Origin of the sequence: Tenacibaculum finnmarkense (assembly GCF_900239185.1) — a bacterium.
GTDB lineage: Bacteria > Bacteroidota > Bacteroidia > Flavobacteriales > Flavobacteriaceae > Polaribacter > Polaribacter finnmarkensis.
In genome coordinates this window covers 210,619-230,080 of record NZ_OENA01000023.1, presented here as the reverse complement: position 1 = coordinate 230,080, position 19,462 = coordinate 210,619, and the positions used below count along the sequence as shown (strand labels likewise).

Genomic DNA, 19,462 nt, shown 5'->3' with positions numbered 1-19,462 from the left:
AATCAAGGTGATTTAAAAGCTTTTAGCTGTTGATGTGTAAAATTAAAGTAATTTGTATTTTTTAATATAATGCTTTAAAATGGCTTAAAAAAGCCTAGAGAAAGTGTTTGTTGTTTTTTAAAAGCTTATAAAATAAATTAATATAAAAACGGCGCAAAAGCACCGTTTTTAGTTATTGTTATTTAGTTTTTAGCTCAATTTAATAATTAAATCATCAGCATATACCATTGTTCCTGTTTTTAAAATAATTTCATCGATACTTGTATTTTGGGTAGCTGTAATGGTGGTTTCCATTTTCATGGCTTCAATGATAAATAACGGTTGATTTTTGGTTATTTTATCTCCTTTTTTAACCAGAATAGTAGAAAGCATTCCTTGTAAGGGCGCGCCAATTTCCTTTGCGTTATTTTTATCCGCTTTAGCGTGAACTACCTTGTCTATTTTGATAGAAGTATCTTTTATTTGAACCGATCTACCTTGACCATTTACTTTAAAATAAACAGTAACCATTCCGTCTTCATTCGCTTTACCAACAGAATCTAAGGTAATTAATAATGTTTTTCCTTTGTCTAGTTGAACATTAATTTCTTCGCCAATTTCCATTGGGTAAAAGAAATTTTTGGTTGGCAAATTGATTAAACTATCATATTTTAAACGCTTATTGTAAGCATCTGTAAATACTTTTGGATATAATTTATAAGATAAAAAATCAGTAATATCAATAGGTCTGCTTAAATCTTTTTCAAATATTTTTTTAAACTCCTTGTATTCTTTATCGATGTCTAAAGGTTCGATATGTGCATTAGGTCTGTCGGTATAAGGTTTTTCATCTTTTAAAATAAGTTTTTGAAGCTCTTTTGGAAATCCGCCGACAGGCTGCCCTAAATCTCCTCTAAAAAAACTCACTACCGACTGAGGAAATGAAATAGTATCGCCACGTTCTAATACATCTTGTACCGTTAAGTTATTACTCACTAAATATTGTGCCATATCTCCAACTACTTTTGAACTTGGAGTAACTTTTACGATATCGCCAAAAAGATGATTTACATCGCCATACATTTTGGTAATTTCATGAAAACGATCTTCCAAACCTAAAGCCTGTGCTTGTGGTTTTAAATTTGAATATTGACCACCAGGAATTTCATGTTTAAAAACTTCTCCAGAACCTGCTTTTAAACCTGATTCAAAAGGATAGTAATATTCTCTAACAGTTTCCCAATAATTAGAATATTCGTTTAACGAATCAATATTTAAGTTACTTTCTCTTTCGTTAAATTTAATCATTTCAGCAACCGAATTAAAATTAGGTTGTGAAGTTAATCCAGATAAACCACCAAGTGCAACATCAACAACATCAACACCAGCTTCAATAGCTTTTAAATAAGTAGCCGATTGAATGGAAGAAGTATCGTGTGTATGTAAATGAATTGGAATATTAACGGTTTGTTTTAATGCCGAAACTAATTCAAAAGCGGCATAAGGTTTTAGTAAACCAGCCATGTCTTTAATCGCTAAAATATGCGCACCAGCATTTTCAATATCTTTGGCTAATTGCGTATAATATTTAAGATTGTATTTGGTGTTTTCAGGGTCTAAAATATCACCAGTATAACATATTGATCCTTCGGCTAAACCATTGGTTTTTGTGCGTACGTGCTCAATACATGGAGCTATTGATTTCATCCAGTTTAAAGAATCAAAAATTCTAAAAATATCAACACCATTTTCCCAAGATTCCGCTACAAATTTTTCAATTAAATTATCTGAATACGCCGTGTAACCTACGCCATTTGAACCTCTTATTAACATTTGTAATAATACATTGGGCATCGCTTTTCGTAATAAACGCAAGCGCTCCCAAGGGTTTTCTTGTAAAAAACGCATACAAACATCAAAAGTTGCGCCTCCCCAAACTTCCATACTAAAAATAGTAGGATTGTTTTTGGCGTATCCTTCGGCAACTTTTAGCATGTCAAAAGTTCGCATTCGTGTGGCTAATAAACTTTGATGCGCATCTCTCATAGTGGTATCTGTAAAATGAATTTTTTGTTCATTTTTTAACCATTGAGAAAATTTTTCAGGACCTAGTTTTGTTAGTAAATCTTTAGTTCCTTCTGGGTGTTTAGCATTGATATCAAATTTTGGAACAACAGGTTGAATAAACTTTTTAGTTGGATCTATTTTTTTAACATCTGGATTTCCATTTACAATAACATCACCTAAATAAGTAACTAATTTTGTAGCCCTATTTTTAGATGCTTTAAAAACAAATAAATCAGGGTTTTGTTTGATGAAATTTACTGTAACTTCTCCTTTTCTGAAGGTTTCATGTTGCAGAATATTATTTAAAAACGGCATGTTTGTTTTAACACCTCGAATTCTAAATTCTGCCAATGCTCTACGTATTTTTCTACAAGCGCCGTCTAAAGTTCGGCTATTTGCGGTTACTTTTACAAGCATCGAATCGAAAAAAGGCGAAATAATTGCACCCTGATACACACTTCCTGCATCTAAGCGAATACCAAAACCTGAAGCACTTCTGTAGGTGGTAATTTCACCGTAATCGGGCTTAAAATCATTTTGAGGATCTTCAGTTGTAATTCGACATTGTAGGGCGTAACCGTTCACTTTTACAGCTGCTTGATTTTTTATTTTTATTTGCTGATCAGCTAATTTATAACCACCTGCAATAAATAATTGTGTTTTTACAAGATCGATATTTGTAACCACTTCTGTAACGGTATGTTCTACTTGAATACGCGGGTTTACTTCGATAAAATAAATAGCATCATCATCATCAACTAAAAATTCTACCGTACCAATATTGTTGTAATCCACCGCTTTACAAATAGCGATTGCATACTTATATAAATCGTCTTTTATGCTTTGTTTTAAATCGAAAGAAGGAGCAAATTCAATAACTTTTTGATAACGACGTTGTACCGAACAATCACGCTCAAAAAGATGCACGGTATTTCCGTAATTATCGGCAACTATTTGAATTTCTATATGTTTTGGGTTTTCTACAAATTTTTCAAGAAACACAGTATCATCACCAAAAGCATTTAAAGCTTCTCGTTTACTTTCATTAAAAGCTCCTTTTAATTCGGATGCTTCTCTGATAACACGCATTCCGCGTCCGCCACCACCAGAAGCTGCTTTTAGCATAATTGGGTAGCCAATTATTTGCGCTTCATTTAAAGCAGTTTCAACATCTATTAAAGGTTTTTCATTACTTCTGATAACAGGAATGTTATTAGCAACGGCTACTTTTTTTGCGGTTATTTTATCTCCTAATGATTTTAAAACCGATACTTTTGGTCCAATAAAAATAAGCCCATTGTCTTCACATTTTTGGGCTAATTGCGGATTTTCAGATAAAAAACCATACCCAGGATGAATAGCATCGGCACCAGTTTCTAGAGCAACGCGAATAATTTCATCAATATTTAAATAAGGCTTCAAGGGTTCGTTATCGGCACCTATTTGATAAGATTCATCTGCTTTGTACCTGTGCAATGAATATCGATCTTCAAAGGTATAAACCCCAATGGTTTTTATATTGATTTCGGTACAGGCTCTAAAAATTCTAATAGCAATTTCACCTCTATTTGCGACAAGTACTTTTTTTATTTTCATTTTTATAGGAGTTTTATTTCTTTTTCGTTGTTCGTTATTGTTTGGTAACAAGATAATAAATATAAATTTAATCTTGTTTTAAAGCTTTGATTTATCGTCGGTTATTCGTTTTTTGAATTAATTCTTTAACAAGAAAAGCCCAAGTATTTTTTGACTTGAGCTTTTAATTTTTTTAATACTTGTGCGCTATTTTTTAATTAAGCAAAAGTGTTTTTATTTGAACATAGATTCTAAATCTATCTTTAATAAGCATCATCATGAACACTCATAATTGCTCTACCAGAAGGTTCGTTCATGTTTTTAAATGCTTCATCCCATTCTAAAGCAATAGCGGTACTACAGGCTACACTTGCTTCTTGCGGAACACTTAATGCAGCGGTATCACTAGGGAAGTGCTCTTCAAAAATACTTCTATAATAAAACTCTTCTTTGTTAGTTGGTGTTTGAATTGGAAATCTGAATTTAGCATTTGCCAATTGTTCATCGGTAACTTCTTTATCAACAACTTCTTTTAAAGTATCGATCCAATCATAACCAACGCCATCAGAAAATTGTTCTTTTTGTCTCCAAGCAACGCTTTCAGGTAACATATCTTCAAAAGCTTTACGAATAACCCATTTTTCCATACGCTGTCCGTTAATCATTTTGTCTTGTGGGTTGATGCGCATTGCCACGTCCATAAATTCTTTGTCTAAAAATGGTACACGTCCTTCAATTCCCCAAGCCATTAAACTTTTGTTGGCTCTTAAACAATCGTACATATGTAATTTATCTAATTTACGAACTGTTTCTTCATGGAATTCTTCGGCGTTTGGCGCTTTGTGAAAATATAAATATCCTCCGAAAATTTCATCAGCACCTTCACCAGATAATACCATTTTAACACCCATCGACTTAATAACACGTGCCATTAAATACATTGGCGTAGAAGAACGAATTGTGGTAATATCGTAGGTTTCGATGTTGTAAATTACATCTTTAATAGCATCTAAACCTTCTTGAATGGTAAATTTTATCTCATGATGAACCGTTCCAATATGGTCGGCTACTTTTTGAGCGGCAGCCAAATCGGGCGAACCTTCTAATCCGACAGAAAAAGAATGTAACTGCGGATACCAAGCTGCTGAGGTATCATCAGATTCAATTCTTTTTTGTGAATATTTCTTCGAAATTGCCGATATTACTGAAGAATCTAATCCTCCAGAAAGTAAAACACCGTAAGGAACATCGCTCATTAATTGTCTGTGAACTGCTGCTTCTAAAGCTTCTTTTACTTCTGCAATACTCGTTTCGTTGTCTTTTACTGCTTGATAATCTTCCCAATCTCTTTTGTACCATTGCACGAATTTTCCATCTTTGCTAGACATATAATGTCCTGGAGGAAATAATTCGATTTTAGAACACGTACCTTCTAAGGCTTTTAATTCAGAAGCAACATAAAAAGTTCCGTTCTGATCCCAACCAATATATAAAGGAATAATTCCCATGTGGTCACGAGCAACAAAGTACTCATCTTTTTCAACATCATATAAAGCGAAACCGAAAATACCGTTTAAATCATCTACAAAATCTATCCCTTTTTCTTTGTAAAGCGCTAAAATTACTTCACAGTCAGAAGCTGTTTGAAATTCATAAGGATTTTTAAGGTTTTTCGCTAATTCTCTGTGGTTGTATATTTCGCCGTTTGCTGCTAAAATTAGTTTTTTATCGGCACTAAATAAAGGCTGTTGTCCTGAAGCAGGGTCTACAATTGCCAATCTTTCGTGTGCCATAATAACTTTATCATCGCTATAAACACCACTCCAATCTGGTCCACGATGTCTAATTTTTTTAGCCATTTCTAAAACTTGAGGTCGTAAACTATCCGAAGGTTGCTTTAAATCAAACGCACATACAATTCCACACATAATCTTATATTTTAAATTTTCTTGTTCTAATTATGTTGCAAATATTGGATATATGTTTGTTTTTATAAATAAGAATATGTTTTTTAGTTACATATTATAACTTTAAATTGTTTTTTTATTATTAAATGAAAGTTTAAAAGTTACTTTTAAGCAGTTCTAATGTTGTTTGATAATAAATTACTAAAAATTTAAAAGAAGAAAATAAATTATTAAAATAACTTTCATATATTTGTCTCATAATGATGAAACAAAACAACATATGGTGGTGGAACTCTCTTAGAAAATAAGTGAGCGGAAACCTATATGTTATATTATATAAAGAAAAGGCTTATCTCACGATAAGCCTTTTTTGTTTTTAACAATAAAATTAAAATGAATAAAACGACATTCAAAACAGTCAGTAAAAAACGAATTGCAGACACCGTTACACCCGTGGGTTTGTATTTGCGTTTTAGAGATAAATATGCCAATACTTTATTGCTAGAAAGTTCCGATTATCATAGTAAAGAAGAAAGTTTTTCTTTTATTGCTATTGATCCGCTGCTAACAATGAAAGTAGAAAATCATGATTTTATTGTTTCAAAACAAGGAAATGTTATTGAAAAAAATAAGATAGATAAAAAGGATACTAATTTTTACAGTCTGTTTAATGATTTCTCAAAATCAATCAATTTAGACTGCGATCCCGCCTTAAAATCATTTAATGGATTATACGGATATTCAACCTACGACAGCGTTCAATATTTTGAAAACATCGCATTAAACGTACAAGATGCGCCGTCAAAAATTCCTTTAATGCAGTATAGTTTTTACCGATTTATTATCGCTATCAATCATTTTAATGATGAAATGACGATACTTGAAAACGTAGAAGTAGGAGGTGCGTCAAGAATTTCAGAAATAGAAACTATTATTGAAGCCCAAACTTTCAACACCCAAAAATTTGAAATAACAGGCGAAGAAACTTCCAATTGTACCAACGAAGATTTTAAGCAATATGTTGTAAAAGCAAAAGCTCATTGTAAACGAGGCGATGTTTTTCAATTGGTTTTATCACGTCAATTTCAGCAAAAATTTAAAGGAGATGAATTTAATGTATATAGAGCATTGCGTTCTATAAACCCGTCGCCATATTTATTTTATTTCGATTACGGTTCGTTTAAATTAATGGGATCATCGCCCGAAGCACAAATTAAAATTAGCGAAGGAAAAGCCATTATCAATCCAATTGCAGGAACTTTTCGAAGAACTGGTGATATGGCGGAAGATATTAAGCTTGGAAAAAAATTATCCGAAGATAAAAAAGAAACTGCCGAACACGTAATGCTAGTTGATTTAGCACGAAACGATTTAAGTAAACACGCCAATAATGTAAAGGTTGAGGTGTTTAAAGAAGTGCAATATTTCAGTCATGTAATTCATTTGGTTTCTACGGTAAGAGGCGAAATTAAAGGCGATCCGATTGAAATAGTTGGCGACACTTTCCCGGCAGGAACTTTAAGCGGTGCTCCAAAATACAAGGCGATGCAGTTAATCGACACCTATGAAAACCAATCTCGTGGTTTTTATGGAGGCGCAGTCGGAATTATCGGTTTAGACGGTTCTGTAAATTTGGCGATTGCTATTCGTTCATTTGTTAGTAAAAACAACGTGTTGTATTATCAGGCAGGCGCGGGAATTGTAATTCATTCTGATGAAGAAAAAGAATTGCAAGAGGTAAATAATAAATTGGCGGCCTTGAAAAAAGCCTTGATTTTAGCAGAGAATATTTAGGGCGTTCGAGCGGGCTTTCCACTATATCTTTTTATTTTGAAAAAAAATAAAAAGGATGCCGTTGCAATCCCTAACGCAAAATTGAGTTTTAAGATATTATTTAGATTATTCATTAATATCTTAAAAAAATAAACAAACAAATTGACTTATAAACAACAACATTTATTAGGCAATTACAATTAGAAAAAGATGAAAATATTAATACTAGATAACTACGATTCGTTTACCTATAATTTGGTACACATGGTAGAAGATATTACGGGTAATTTGCCAGACGTATATAGAAACGACGAAATTTCAATAGCAGAAATTGACCGCTATGATGTTATTTTTTTATCCCCAGGACCAGGAATACCAGAAGAAGCAGGGATTTTAAAAGAGGTTATAAAACAATACGCGGGTAAAAAACCTATTTTCGGTGTTTGTTTAGGATTACAAGCAATTACCGAAGTTTTTGGTGGAGCTATTGAAAACATGGGCGAAGTATTTCATGGAGTTGCTACCGAAATGGAAATCATCAAAAAAGATGCCGTTATTTTTAAAGATATTCCACAAAAATTCCTAGCTGCAAGATACCATTCTTGGACGGCTTCTCACGATAATTTCCCAGCCCAATTAACCATTACCGCAAAAGATGAGCAAGGAGGAATTCAAGCAATTGAGCATAAGGGATTTAATATATCAGCAGTGCAATTTCACCCAGAATCAATATTAACTGATGTTGGGGAGCAACTTGTTAGAAATTTTTTAGATACTATCAAAAAATAACAATCTTTTAAGCTATGAAACAATTATTAAACGATTTATATCAGCATAAAAAATTAACCAAACAACAAGCAAAACAGGTTTTAATCGATATTGCTTCAGGAAAGTTTAACGAAGCACATTTAGCATCATTTATGACTGTTTTTATGATGCGCCCGATTTCTGTTGATGAACTTGCAGGTTTTAGAAATGCCTTAATAGAATTGGCTATAAAAGTAGATTTTTCAGACTATAATACCATTGATATTGTCGGAACTGGTGGCGATGGAAAAGATACGTTTAATATATCAACAATGACTTCTTTTGTCGTGGCAGGAACAGGGCAAAAAGTAGCAAAACATGGTAATTATTCGGTGTCTTCAAAATCGGGTTCTTCGGATATGTTAGAAAGTTTTGGCTATCAATTTACCAACGATGAAGCTACTTTAAAATCGCATTTAGAAAAAGCAAATATCTGTTTTTTACACGCACCAAAATTTCATCCAGCAATGAAAGCGGTGAGTGCAACAAGAAAAGAATTAGCGTTAAAAACGTTTTTCAATATTTTAGGTCCTTTGGTAAACCCGAGTTCGCCAAAAAATCAATTATTAGGAACGTTTAATTTAGAAGTTGCCCGTTTGTATAATTATATTTTGCAAGAAGAAAATACAAATTACGGAATTGTACATGCACTTGATGGCTACGATGAAATTTCATTAACAAGCGGATTTAAGTTATTCACTAAAAATGGAGAACAATTAATAAATCCAGAAGATTTAGGGCAAAAAAGATTGCAACAATCAGATGTTTTTGGAGGACAATCGGTTGCTGATGCGGCTAAAATATTCAAAAATATTATTGAAGGAAACGGTACGGAAGCACAAAATAGTGTTGTGTTAACAAATGCTGCATTTGCTTTAAAAATTGTTGATGAAAATAAGAGTTTTGAAGAGGCTTACAGCCAAGCAAAAGATTCGTTATTAGGATTGAAAGCAAAAGCGTGTTTAAAAAAGATAATTACGAACTAGCAATAAATAATCAGCATCATTATTAAAGGATATTGAAGAAATAGTAAAGATTATCGGAAGTATTCAAAAAAACATTAGAAACACTAAATCGTAATTCATAATTTTGAATTCATAATTAATTATATGACAATTTTAGATAACATAATAGCCTTTAAGAAAACAGAAATCGCCAAAATAAAAGCGGAAGTACCTGTAAGTAAATTGGTGAAAAGTCCCAATTTTAAAAATGCCCCTTTTTCATTAAAAAAGTCCTTATTAAAAGTTGGTTCAACAGGAATTATTGCCGAATTTAAACGCAAATCACCATCCAAAGGAATTATTAACGACAAAGCAACAATTATTGAGGTAACAAAAGGATATTTAGATGCCAATGTTGCCGCACAATCTATTTTAACCGACACCAATTTTTTCGGCGGAACCATGGCCGATTTACTACAAGCAAGAACCGTAAATCAGCAAGTTCCAATTTTAAGAAAAGATTTTATTGTTGATGGTTTTCAAATTGTAGAAGCCAAAGCAATTGGGGCAGATGTTGTATTGTTAATAGCAGCTTGTTTAACAAAACAAGAACTTAAAAATTACGGACAATTAGCCAACGATTTAGGTTTGGAGGTTTTATACGAAGTGCATACCAAAGAAGATTTAGATAAAATTAATGATTTAGACAATAAAATTATTGGTATTAATAACCGTAATTTGAAAACTTTTGAAGTTGATTTAGAGCATTCTATCAATTTGGCTGGGCAAATTCCTGATACGGCAATTAAAGTTTCAGAAAGCGGAATTTCAGACCCAAGAGTTATTACAGGCTTAAAAGAACATGGTTTTCAAGGGTTTTTAATTGGTGAAAATTTTATGAAAACAGCCAATCCTGGAGAAGCTTGTAAAGAATTTATAGCACAAATACGATAAGTATGAAACTGAAAGTTTGTGGAATGAAATACGTACAAAATATCCAAGAAGTTGCCGCATTGCAGCCTGATTATTTAGGATTTATTTTTTACGAAAAATCAACAAGAAATTTTGAAGGAATTATTCCCGATTTACCTAAGGAGATAAAAAAAGCAGGTGTTTTTGTGAATGAAATTCCTGAAATTGTAGTTTCATTAACGGAAGAATACGGTTTAAATATGCTGCAATTACATGGCGATGAATCTCCAGCATATATTGCGAAATTAAAAACGATATTTACCGAAAGTATTGCTGATAAAAAGCCGCATTTAAAATATAAAACACCCGAAATTGTAAAAGTTTTTGGTATTAAAGATAGTTTCGATTTTGAAGTTTTAAAACCCTACGAAGCCTTAGTTGATTTCTTTTTGTTCGATACTAAAGGAAAAGAACGTGGCGGAAATGGAATTACTTTTGATTGGTCTGTACTTCAAAAATATAATTTAACAAAACCATTTTTTTTAAGTGGAGGAATTGGGTTAGAAGAAGTATCAGAAATTAAAAAATTACGAGCATTGAATTTACCTATTTATGCTTTAGATGTAAATAGTAAATTTGAAATTGAAGCTGGTTTAAAATCAGTAAAAGATATAACAAAATTTAAAAAAGACCTCAATGTTTTTTAAACCCGTGAGGAATACTAAATAGATAAAAAATGAAATATCAACCAACTAAAGAAGGATATTACGGGCAATTCGGTGGTGCATTTATTCCTGAATTATTACATCCAAACGTACAAGAATTAGAAGATAATTATATTAAAATTATCGAATCTAAAGAGTTTCAAGAACAATACAAAGCATTGTTAAAAGACTATGTTGGACGTCCTACTCCGTTGTATTTGGCAGAAAGATTATCAGAAAAATATGGCGCTACTATTTATTTAAAACGGGAAGATTTAAATCATACAGGAGCACATAAAGTAAACAATACTGTTGGGCAGATTTTAATAGCTAAAAAGCTAGGGAAAACAAAAATTATAGCCGAAACAGGAGCAGGGCAACATGGTGTTGCAACGGCTACAGTTTGTGCTTTAATGGGTTTAGAGTGTATTGTTTTTATGGGTGAAAAAGACATTGCAAGGCAAGCGCCCAATGTTGCGAGAATGAAAATGTTAGGAGCTAAAGTTGTGCCTGCATTAAGTGGAAGTAAAACCTTAAAAGATGCTACAAACGAAGCAATTCGTTATTGGATTCAGCATCCAGATAGTTACTATTTAATTGGTTCTGTGGTTGGTCCTGCTCCGTATCCTGATATGGTAGCACGTTTACAAGCTATTATTTCAGAAGAAATGAAATGGCAACTAAAAGAAAAAACAGGAAAAGAAAACCCTGATACAATTATTGCTTGTGTTGGAGGTGGTAGTAATGCTGCGGGTGCTTTTTATCATTATTTAGAAGATGAAGAAGTTGGTTTAGTAGCAGTAGAAGCTGGTGGTTTAGGAGTTGATTCTGGTGAAAGTGCAGCAACGTCTCAATTAGGGCAGGTTGGTGTAATTCACGGAAGTAAAACTATTTTAATGCAAGATCAATACGGACAAATTACAGAGCCATATTCTATTTCTGCAGGATTAGATTATCCAGGAGTAGGTCCGTTACATGCGTTTTTACATGAAACTAAGCGTGCCGAATTTTTGAATGCAACAGATGATGAAGCTTTAGCAGCTGCTTTTGAATTAACCAAATTAGAAGGAATTATTCCTGCTTTAGAAAGCGCGCACGCTTTGGCAGTTTTACCTAAAATGGATTTGAAAAAAGACCAAGTAGTTGTCGTAAATTTATCTGGAAGAGGAGATAAAGATTTAGAAACGTATATGAAGCATTTAAAAGAATAAAGCCATGAAATTATTAAAAGAAATATTTCAAGAAAAGAAGAATTTACTTTCTATATTTTTTACAGCAGGTTTTCCGAAGTTAGATGATACCACCAAAATTATACACGATTTAAGTGAAAATGGTGTCGATTTTATAGAAGTTGGTTTACCTTATTCAGATCCTTTAGCCGATGGTACTACGATACAAGATAGTAGTCATAGAGCTTTGCAAAATGGAATGAATTTAGATGTTGTTTTTGAGCAACTAAAATCAGTTAAAGATACCAATAAAACGCCATTAGTTTTAATGGGATATTTGAATCAGCTTATTAAATATGGCGAAGATAAATTTTGTCAAGCAGTACAAGATTGCGGTATGAAAACTGTTATTTTTCCTGATTTACCAATGATTGAATATGAAAATCATTATAAAGCATTATTCGAAAAATACGGAATTACTAACGTGTTTTTAATTACACCACACACATCGGAAGAACGTATTCGAAAAATTGATGCACTTACAGATGCGTTTATTTATGTAGTTGCTTCGGCATCTATTACAGGAGCAAAAGGAGAAATATCAACCGAGCAAATTGATTACTTTAAGCGAATTGAAGCAATGAATTTAAAAAGTAAATTAGTGGTTGGTTTTGGTATTTCTGATAACAAAACATTTACAACTGCTTGTAAACACGCCGATGGAGCAATAATTGGTTCTGCTTTTATTAAAGATTTAGATAAAAATGGTGTTGCAGGTATTTCTAATTTTGTTAGTACTGTTATTAATGCTTAATTTTTATAAAGATGCAATCTGTTTTAATACTTTGCAAATACTATTGTAAAAATGTTTAGCCCCGATTGAAGCAATTGTTTGAGGGCTGTTTTATTTTTCTTTTTAAAAAATAAAAAAAGCGAGTGCGGAAAGCGGGAAATAGCTTCAAAATATTTTAAATAACCAGTTAAAAGAAACGTAGAATTTAATTTCTACGTTTTTTTTTATGATTATTTTTGTAAAATGATACAGCTAACAGAACAAGACTTACTCGTAAAATTAAAAGAAAATTTTGGATATGACAGTTTTCGATTAGAGCAAAAAACAATTATTGAAAATGTTTTAGCTAAAAAAGATACGCTGGTAATTATGCCAACAGGAGGTGGGAAATCTATTTGTTTTCAGTTACCATCCTTATTTTTTGATGGAATTACCTTGGTTATTTCGCCCTTAATTGCGTTAATGAAAGACCAGGTTGATAGCCTAAAAGCTAATGGAATTACGGCAACTTATTATAATAGTAGTCAATCATCGGAGGAGCAAGAAGCGGTTTTTGATGCTATTATTAACAAAAAAGTAAAGCTTGTTTATGTAGCTCCAGAGAGTTTGTCATTGCTTCAAAATGTATTAAATGAAAAATATATAAGTTGCATTGCTATTGATGAAGCGCATTGTATTTCTTCTTGGGGACACGATTTTAGACCGTCTTATAAGCAGTTATCTTTCTTGAAAAAAACCTTGCCAAATACACCAATTATCGCCCTAACGGCAACTGCTGATAAAGCGACTCAGGAAGATATTTTAACGCAATTATCAGTGCCAAATGCGACTAAATATGTGAGTTCTTTTAATCGAGAAAATATCAGTTTAGAGGTGCGCCCGGCAAATGATAGGGTGCAGAAAATACTTAAATTTATCAAGCAAAAACCCAACGATTCGGGGATTATTTATTGTTTAAGCAGAAAGGCTACAGAGCAATTGGCTAGTAAATTAAAGATAAATAATATCAATGCAAAAGCGTATCATGCAGGTTTAACTTTTGAAGAACGTGCAAAAAATCAGGAAGATTTTATTAAAGATGAAGTCCAAATTATTTGTGCAACGGTCGCCTTTGGAATGGGAATTGACAAATCGAATGTGCGTTGGGTAATTCATTATAATATGCCCAAAAATATTGAAGGATATTATCAAGAAATAGGACGTGCAGGAAGAGATGGTTTGCCTGCTCAAGCCTTGCTTTTTCATAGTTATGCCGATGTAATTCAGCTGCGTCAATTTATTGCAAATAGTAGCAATCAGGAAGTGGAAACGGCAAAATTAGACCGCATGAAACAGTTTTCGGAAGCAACGGTTTGCCGACGAAAAATTTTACTGAGTTATTTTGGTGAATTAATCGAGAAAAATTGTGGAAATTGTGATGTTTGTAAAAATCCAGTTCAGTTTTTTGATGGAACTATTATCGCTCAAAAAGCGCTTTCGGCAATTTATAGATTGCGAGAAAAAGAAGGAATGGGAACTGTAATTGACGTGCTTAGAGGCGCAAAAAACGCCAATGTTTTTGATAAGAATTATCAAACTTTAAAAACTTACGGCATCGGAAATGATATTTCGTGGCAACATTGGCAACATTATATTATTCAGTTGATAAATCAAGGATATTGCCGAATTGCTTTTCACTTAAAGAATAGCTTACAGTTAACAGAATTTTCAAAAAAAGTACTTTTTGATGGTCAAAAAGTGCAATTAACAACGCCTGTCGAATTTAAGAAAGAGGAAAAAACACCAGGAGTAAAAGGTAAAAAATCAACTGCAAAAACAGCTACAGGCAGCTTGTTTGAAGCGTTAAAAAAATTGCGTTATCGCATTTCAAAAGAAGAAGATATTCCTGCATACTTAGTTTTTAGTGATGCTACATTACGAGCCTTAGAAAACGAACGTCCGCAAACAGATTCGGCATTTTTAGCCATTAGTGGTGTTGGAAACAGAAAATTAGAAGTGTACGGAGGTGAGTTTATGGACGAAATTAAAAAATTTATAAAAGATAAAAAACAAGGTAAAAAAGATACGACTTTAGAAACCTATAAATTATACAAAGAAGGTTTTACAATTGATGAAATAGCAGAAAAAAGAAACCTAAAAGCCCAAACAATATTTTCTCATTTATCAAAATTATATTTGGAAGGAAAAGAGATTGATTTGCAAAAATTTATAACTGCCGATACTGTAAAGTTAATAGCAAATGCCAAAAAAGTTTTAAAAAATGAACAAACTTTAAAACCTTATTTTGAATTTTTAGGCGAAAAAGTTCCGTATGAACAAATACGAATTGGGCTTAGTATTTTGCAAAAAAATGGGTAGGTGTTTTTAGAATGTTTATCATAAAAAAAGGAATTACATAAGAGTTTGTTTAAAAATTAAATAAACTGTCAGTTCGATAATTTTTTATGTAAACGTCATGCTGAATTTATTTCAGTATCGCATGCAAAAGAAAGGGTAAATCAGGATGCGAAATTGAACTAAAATTTCGTTAACTAATTCTATTGCTTTTTTTATGTTACAGTTTTTTTTAAAATAAAATTTAAACAGGATCTTAAAATTTAAAATGAAAACAAGTAATGGTTAATTTTATGTTAATTAATTGTTTTTCAAATAATTAAAATAGTGTTTAGAGTTGTTTAAATAAATTGACCGAACGTGTTTTATGCTTTTTTTGACGTGTTTTAGTGTTGTGAAATTTTTTTTAATTTCATTTTTTAATTAAAAAAATAGTAAAATTAAAAAAAAAATAAATAGGGACAAACCCTTAAAAACACTGACTAAATTTAATTTTCATAAGCAAATTTAAATTAAGAAAATTATGTTTTATTATATTGCACTAAGAAAAAGTTAAAAAAAGTTAAATATGATAAATACCTTCACTCATAAACTAAAAATACTCCCCAGTAGGTGTAAGTTACCGCTGTAGAAATTATAATAAATTAGTTCTTGTTATGTACAAGATTATGTTGTTAATTTAACCCCCCCTGATTATGATATATACATATAACTGTATAAAGTTGTCTGTTTTAAGTACTTCTTTTTTTGGAAAAAAAAGCCTACTGTTTTAGTAGGAATTACTTGTTTACCACAACGATATAACACACTTCTTTAAAATGAAAAATATTTGAATACTAAAATTAGTAAATAAAACCCTGCAATTGTAAAACTTTGGCGAGCACACAAGAGCAGGGTTGGGTAATAATTAATTTAAAAAAATCAATCATTATGTTTAAATATCTTCGTATTATTTTTCTAAAAATAGTACTTCCTTTTAAATTCATAAGAAGCTATTGTGCTTTTATGAAAAGACAAAATGCTATTTTAATAGCAAATTCTACGCAATGTACTAATAATATTTTTCTTCACCAAATTAACAGGATGGTTTCAGTAGTTATTACTGAGGTTAATAAAGGTTTTAAATTACCAATAACAATGAGTAACTATTTTCGAAAGAAGCTTACTTGTAGTTATTCTTTGGTGTTTATGACTTTTTTTTGTTTAAAAAAATAATAATAACGCCGTAGTTTTTGGTGTTTGTCATCTTCTTTTTACGTTTTATATAGACCAAGATTAACTAATTTACTTAGCTAATTGTTTCTTTACTTAGTTTTTTAACTAGCAAGGGAACTGTCGTTATTTATTTGGTTTTTTCTTGTTTTAAGAAATGAAGCTTTTGTGAGAAATACATTCTATTGTTTCTTAAAACTAAATTGAAAATGAACAACCAGATAATATAAACCAATAAGTATACCAATTCATTCATCTTAATAAATAAATAAATAAAAGTATGAGAAAAACCCCGTTTTGCATGTTTCAAAAAATAGACATTGAATTGTTTAAGAAAATAATTCAATGTTTTAGAGCTACAATAGTATAAGATACTAAGTACTCTTTTGTCTATTAAGACAACATAATTTAATTAATTATTAAATAACATTTTTTTTATCAAAATACTTAAAACTATGTCTATAGGTTTAAATTTATAACATTATGAAAAAACAATTATTTTTATATACACGAACATTTGTGGTTACGCTCTTTTTAGGGGGGCAATCATTATTCGCGGGAGTGGTAGGAGCCACTTCTATAATGAGGTTACCGACTAAGGTGATCAATACCAATGATACTGAAACAGGGGTAAACGAAACCACTATTGATTTATCATCAGAACTTTCAATTTTTCGATTAGATGCTAATGCTTCTTTTGGTGCTACAGCGATTAAAAAAGGAAATCCTAATTCTTTATATTTTAAATACGGAATATCAATGGATGAAACAGTTGCAAATACTTATGTAACTTCAGACGGTAATGCTATTATGTGGGGTGCGTCAAAACACTCAGGTTACGATAAGAATATTATTGGCGTTAAACGTAATTCAAGAGATTTAAATCAAGTAGCAGCAAAATCTGCAACGAATATTGAATCTTTAGCCTTACCACCTGTAATAGTGCCAACAAGCGTAACTCCTGCAGCATTTTTTGTAGGAAATGATGGTGATGATGTATTCTTAGGTACTCCTAAGAATATTGAGGTTGCTGCTTGGGTTTCTAACAATGACGGTACTTTTTCTCCGACTAAAATTGTACCAAACACTTTTACTATTCGTAATAATGAAGGTACAGAAATGTTTGGAGACGATGGGTATTCACAAACCTTTTTTAAAGATGCAGATGGTGATGGCTATAAAGATATTGTTTCTGTAACTGAAAATAATAATAGTATTTATGTATGGTTGAATAATAGAGATAATACTTTTGACCAATCACCTAAGACTACTGTGAGTATGGAGTCAGTTGGAAGTGGTACTTTTACAGGTTTATCAAACGCAGAACAAGGCTGGATGGCAGATACCAATAATGATAAAAAAATTGATTATATATTTTCAGGTAACAACAATCAAGTACATACCTTTTTAGGAAACGGAGATGGTACTTTTAATCTTTCTAAAATAAGTTCAACTATAACGGATAATAATACAGGTAATACTTCGGGTGTAGACGGTGGAGAAGATCATTTTATAGGAGATGTAAATAATGATGGCATTGCCGATTTAGTAAGTACTTCTAATTTAAAGATACAAGTATATTTCGGAATAGGTGATGGTGGGTTTAATTCTACAGCAGATTATAACGGAGTCTTATACGATTCAGGCTCATCTAATTCTGTAGGTAGTGGTGAAGATAGATATTCACAGTTAATTGACATGGATGGTGATGGTGTATTAGATTATATGCATGCTGAAGCTCTTAACGGAACAGCTCAAATTTTGTATTTTAAAGGAAGTGGTACAGGTACATTTTCTACTACTGCAATAATAACTACTATTATAAATTTACCACAAGGAGAAATAGGTAGGTTTGCAAATAGTAGAAATAATGAGATGTCTTTCTTTGAAGATGTAACAAGTGATGGTATTGCAGATTTTGTAGCAACTTACGACAACCTTGGTGATACTAAAAATGGTATTACAGTATATATAGGTAAAGCTGATGGTACTTTTGAAGATATTGCTCATACTACTGTTATTCCTGAATTTAGAACAGGTACTACAGGTAGGTTGTCAACAATAGTAACCTGTGGTTTATTAGGTACTAACAATGCTTTTAGTCAAATAGGAAAAGAAGCAGATAGTCCTGATGTAGTAAATTCTGTTATTATAACAACTTTATTAAGTACAATTCCAGGAATAACTGATGTAGTTGTAGCTAATGAAGAAAAATACCAAAATTATATTGATGGAAATCCAAGTGAATTTTCTAATCCTGCAACTTTAGCAGAGGTTCAAGCAATGATAGATGCAGTTCAAGTATTGGTTATTATTGAAAATTATGCAGAAAATAATGCAAATATAGCACCAACTGTAGCTAATTATATATCGGCAGGAGTAATAGGAGTTGTTCCAGCAAATTTAGCAGAAATAAATGCAGCAATAGATGCAGTAGAGGGTATAGATGTAGATACTTTATCAGAAGTACAAGCAGTTGTAGATAAGGTTTTAGCAATAAAAATTATTGAAGATTATGCAGAAAATAATACAAATTCAGTACCAACTGAAGCAAATTATACAGCAGCAGGTGTTATAGGGGTTACTTCAGCAAATTTAGCAGAAGTAAATGCAGCAATAGATGCAGTAGAAGGTGCAAATGTAAATACTTTATTAAAAATACAAGTAATTGTAGATAAGGTTTTAGCAGTAGCAACAGTAGTAACATCATCAGGAAGTGGAACTTTAACAGAAGCTGAATTAACGACAGCAGGAGTTACAAATACAGGTTTAAGTGTTGCTGAAATAGCAGCAATTCAAATAGCAGTAGCAGCAGCAAGTCCTGCACCTACTAATACAGCAGCATTACAATTAATTGTAGACGCAGCAGTAACTGAAACTGCAGCAGTATTAGCAGCAGTAACATCAGCAGGAAATGGAACTTTAACAGCCGTTGGGAGTTACAAATACAGGTTTAAGTGCAACTGAAATAGCAGCAATTCAAACAGCAGTAGCAGCAGCAAGTCCTGCACCTACCGATGCAGCAGCATTACAATTAATTGTAGACGCAGCAGTAACTGAATTAGCAGTAGAAACTGCAGCAGTATTAGCAGCAGTAACATCAGCAGGAAATGGAACTTTAACAGAAGCTGAATTAACAGCCGCAGGAGTTACAAATACAGGTTTAAGTGTTGCTGAAATAGCAGCAATTCAAACAGCAGTAGCAGCAGCAAGTCCTGCACCTACCGATGCAGCAGCATTACAATTAATTGTAGACGCAGCAGTAACTGAATTAGCAGCAGAAACT

Annotated in this window: 11 protein-coding genes; 9 read left to right on the top strand and 2 right to left on the bottom strand. The window is 32.1% G+C overall.

The window, feature by feature from the left end; translation table 11 throughout:
• Positions 1–189: 189 nt before the first annotated feature.
• Positions 190–3,642 (bottom strand): pyruvate carboxylase, encoded by a 3,453-nt coding sequence (locus tag AQ1689_RS03275; RefSeq protein ID WP_101955198.1) that lies wholly within the window; start codon positions 3,640–3,642, stop codon positions 190–192.
• A gap of 242 nt (positions 3,643–3,884) precedes the next feature.
• On the bottom strand, positions 3,885–5,549 hold the full coding sequence (asnB, locus tag AQ1689_RS03270; RefSeq protein ID WP_101955168.1) for an asparagine synthase B: 1,665 nt from the start codon (positions 5,547–5,549) through the stop codon (positions 3,885–3,887).
• Between the two features lie 372 nt (positions 5,550–5,921).
• On the opposite strand from asnB, the gene AQ1689_RS03265 reads away from it, so the two are divergent.
• The 9 genes from AQ1689_RS03265 (at position 5,922) to AQ1689_RS03225 (ending at position 19,143) form a co-directional block, all read left to right on the top strand.
• Positions 5,922–7,322 (top strand): anthranilate synthase component I family protein, encoded by a 1,401-nt coding sequence (locus tag AQ1689_RS03265; protein WP_101955167.1) that lies wholly within the window; start codon positions 5,922–5,924, stop codon positions 7,320–7,322.
• Positions 7,323–7,511: 189 nt separating this feature from the next.
• Positions 7,512–8,090 (top strand): anthranilate synthase component II, encoded by a 579-nt coding sequence (locus tag AQ1689_RS03260; protein ID WP_101955166.1) that lies wholly within the window; start codon positions 7,512–7,514, stop codon positions 8,088–8,090.
• 14 nt (positions 8,091–8,104) lie between these two features.
• Positions 8,105–9,094, top strand: a complete 990-nt coding sequence (trpD, locus tag AQ1689_RS03255; protein ID WP_101914637.1) for an anthranilate phosphoribosyltransferase — start codon at positions 8,105–8,107, stop codon at positions 9,092–9,094.
• 123 nt (positions 9,095–9,217) lie between these two features.
• On the top strand, positions 9,218–10,006 hold the full coding sequence (gene trpC / locus AQ1689_RS03250) for an indole-3-glycerol phosphate synthase TrpC (RefSeq protein ID WP_101955165.1): 789 nt from the start codon (positions 9,218–9,220) through the stop codon (positions 10,004–10,006).
• Positions 10,007–10,029: 23 nt separating this feature from the next.
• Entirely contained in the window at positions 10,030–10,671 is a 642-nt protein-coding gene (locus tag AQ1689_RS03245; protein WP_232122527.1) for a phosphoribosylanthranilate isomerase, read from the top strand.
• A 29-nt stretch (positions 10,672–10,700) separates the two neighbouring features.
• Entirely contained in the window at positions 10,701–11,879 is a 1,179-nt protein-coding gene (gene trpB / locus AQ1689_RS03240) for a tryptophan synthase subunit beta (RefSeq protein ID WP_101914640.1), read from the top strand.
• Between the two features lie 4 nt (positions 11,880–11,883).
• Positions 11,884–12,651, top strand: a complete 768-nt coding sequence (gene trpA, locus AQ1689_RS03235) for a tryptophan synthase subunit alpha (protein WP_101955163.1) — start codon at positions 11,884–11,886, stop codon at positions 12,649–12,651.
• Between the two features lie 222 nt (positions 12,652–12,873).
• Complete coding sequence (recQ, locus tag AQ1689_RS03230; protein WP_101955162.1) at positions 12,874–14,988, top strand: DNA helicase RecQ; 2,115 nt, start codon at positions 12,874–12,876, stop codon at positions 14,986–14,988.
• Between the two features lie 1,671 nt (positions 14,989–16,659).
• Positions 16,660–19,143, top strand: coding sequence for an FG-GAP-like repeat-containing protein (locus tag AQ1689_RS03225; RefSeq protein WP_101955160.1), 2,484 nt, complete (start codon positions 16,660–16,662; stop codon positions 19,141–19,143).
• The last annotated feature ends 319 nt before the right edge of the window (positions 19,144–19,462 follow it).